Below are 2,157 nucleotides of genomic sequence, written 5' to 3'. Positions count from 1 at the left end.
TTATATAATAGGAAAGTTCGACATTCGTCGAACTCTTGATAAAAAGAGCCCGCACAAAAGCGGGCATAGAAAACAGACGATAGATTAAAAGAAGTCGATGTAAAAACCTTCTTCAAATTCATCGTCATCGAGGTCATCATCATCGGTAAGAAAATAGTGCATATCCAAAAGGTCAGAGTCTGTCATGTTTTTGACCAGATTGGATGTCATTCCCTCTGGAGGATTCTTGCTGTATTTTTGTCTGAGTTCCTCTATAAGCTTTGCATCCATGGTTTAAATTCCTCCCTGTCTGTTAATAAGTTCAGTATGATACAGACAGGCAGAAAAATCAAGCAGAGCGGCATTTAGCTTTTGCCATGGCCCTTTCGTAAAGTTCTTGAAGAGGAACTCGTTTATGATTGTGATAGATTTCTACGAAAAGCATTTCTTTTTTGCAATGAGGACAATACAAGGGATCGTAACCAAAAGATAACAGGATGTCCTGCCTCCATTTGGTAAAACTTCTTATAAGAGCATGTTTCGATTTATGGACAATGACAGATTCTCTTCACGAGAATAATCCTGATAAAGAATTTGATGAACTGTGCTTTGCTGTCGACGACGACGGAACAAATATTCTTATAATCATTAATAAGGGTGAGATCACTGGTGCAGTTGACATTGACAATATCCCTGTGTGTTAGGATAGTTGTCAGTGAAAGATAATTACTTTTGCGGTAGTATGTAGCTATCACAGGAAGGGAGCTTTCGCTATGAACTATAGTCCAGAATTAAAGGATGCACTCCTCAGGAGGATGCTTCCACCAAACAATGAATCTATTACCAAGATATCCAGAGAAGAAGGAATCTCTGAACAGACACTTCGTAACTGGCGGGATAAAGCCAGAAAGGAAGGCTATGCTGCTCCTGGTACGGATGCGGTTCCTGATGACTGGAGTACACAGGATAAATTTTTAGTTGTTGTTGAAACAGCAAGTATGAATGAAACGGAACTTGCCGAGTATGCCCGTAAAAAAGGTCTTTATATCGAGCAGATCAAAGCCTGGAAAGATGCCTGCATGAATGCCAATGGTGGCATCGCTAAAGAAGCTTCCCGGCTTAACCGCGAACTTAAGGATTCTGAGAAAGAACGCAGAAAACTTGAAAAAGAATTACAGCGTAAGGAAAAGGCTCTTGCAGAAGCAGCTGCCTTACTTGTACTGTCAAAAAAAGCAAATGCGATCTGGGGGGATTCAGAGGACGAATGATCAGCGCCTCAGATCGCGAAAATGCTGTACTGCTGATCAATGAAGCCATTAAATCAGGAGCGTCTTGTAAAAAGGCATGTGAACGCCTCGGAATCACAGAACGGACTTTCTACCGTTGGAAACAGCGAAAAGCGGATACTGATTCCTATGAAGATGGACGTCCCCACGCAGATCATTCAAATCCCGCTAATAAGATACCCGCAGAGATACGCCGTGAGATCATAAACATCTGTAACAGACCAGAATATGCCAGCATGGCCCCCGGTGAAATCGTTCCGGCATTAGCCGATGAAGGTATCGCTGATTGTCAAGGTAGTTGTTGCAGACATGAATGATCTCAGAAAACTGGTCAGTGAATATGGAAAGATCGGATCGAATCTAAATCAGATCGCCAAGCATTTTAACAGCGGTGGCAGTCAGTCACGTGCTATAGAAAATGAAATCCACCAGTGCATCACGGACTTATTCCTATTGAGAAAAAGGATACTGTTTTATGAGCTGTAAGACGATCTATGTCATGATCAGCAGTTTCCTTTCAGAAGAAGAGAAGATGATCGTTGCCGCCCATGAATTAGGGCACATCATCCTGCATCGTTCCCAGCTGAAAATGGCTCCGATGCAAGATGATACACTCTACAATATGACGGATAATACAGAATACCAGGCCAATCTGTTTGCTGCCGATCTGCTGATTGAAGATGAGAAAATCGAAGATATGGTTCAGAACGAGGACCTGGATTATTTCGGACTCTGCAGTTCATTGAATGCGACTCCGGAACTAATGAGCTTTAAATTATACAGCCTGACAAAACGAGGCCAGGCTTATCATATGCCGATGGAGATTCAGAGCAATTTCCTGGCGAAATAAAGTAAATAAAGATCCTGTTCTATATATCATAGTATGAACAGG

Annotated in this window: 4 protein-coding genes and 2 pseudogenes; 4 read left to right on the top strand and 2 right to left on the bottom strand. The window is 42.0% G+C overall.

Translation table 11 applies throughout. The features are described from left to right. Window positions 1-84 precede the first annotated feature (84 nt). Both ACZMB2_RS14055 and ACZMB2_RS14050 read right to left on the bottom strand, forming a co-directional pair. Window positions 85-270, bottom strand: coding sequence for a hypothetical protein (locus ACZMB2_RS14055; RefSeq protein WP_118596010.1), 186 nt, complete (start codon window positions 268-270; stop codon window positions 85-87). A gap of 58 nt (window positions 271-328) precedes the next feature. Next, a pseudogene (locus tag ACZMB2_RS14050) lies at window positions 329-532 on the bottom strand (IS91 family transposase); the annotation flags it as partial. 220 nt (window positions 533-752) lie between these two features. Between ACZMB2_RS14050 and ACZMB2_RS14045 the strand changes: the two are divergent. From ACZMB2_RS14045 to ACZMB2_RS14030, 4 genes and pseudogenes are all read left to right on the top strand, one after another. After that, complete coding sequence (locus ACZMB2_RS14045) at window positions 753-1,247, top strand: transposase (protein ID WP_118596009.1); 495 nt, start codon at window positions 753-755, stop codon at window positions 1,245-1,247. Then, window positions 1,244-1,582, top strand: coding sequence for a helix-turn-helix domain-containing protein (locus ACZMB2_RS14040; protein WP_487597173.1), 339 nt, complete (start codon window positions 1,244-1,246; stop codon window positions 1,580-1,582). Before ACZMB2_RS14045 ends, ACZMB2_RS14040 begins: the two co-directional genes overlap by 4 nt. After that, window positions 1,563-1,751: pseudogene (locus tag ACZMB2_RS14035) on the top strand (plasmid mobilization protein); the annotation flags it as partial. The gene ACZMB2_RS14040 and the pseudogene ACZMB2_RS14035, both read left to right, overlap by 20 nt. Further along, window positions 1,741-2,115 carry an ImmA/IrrE family metallo-endopeptidase gene (locus tag ACZMB2_RS14030; protein ID WP_238062039.1) on the top strand — a complete coding sequence of 125 codons (375 nt, stop codon included), beginning with the start codon at window positions 1,741-1,743 and terminating at the stop codon, window positions 2,113-2,115. The pseudogene ACZMB2_RS14035 and the gene ACZMB2_RS14030, both read left to right, overlap by 11 nt. The last annotated feature ends 42 nt before the right edge of the window (window positions 2,116-2,157 follow it).

Source organism: Hominiventricola sp. (assembly GCF_057604405.1).
The sequence above is the reverse complement of the archived record's forward strand: the minus strand, read 5'-3'. Positions and strand labels throughout refer to the sequence as shown.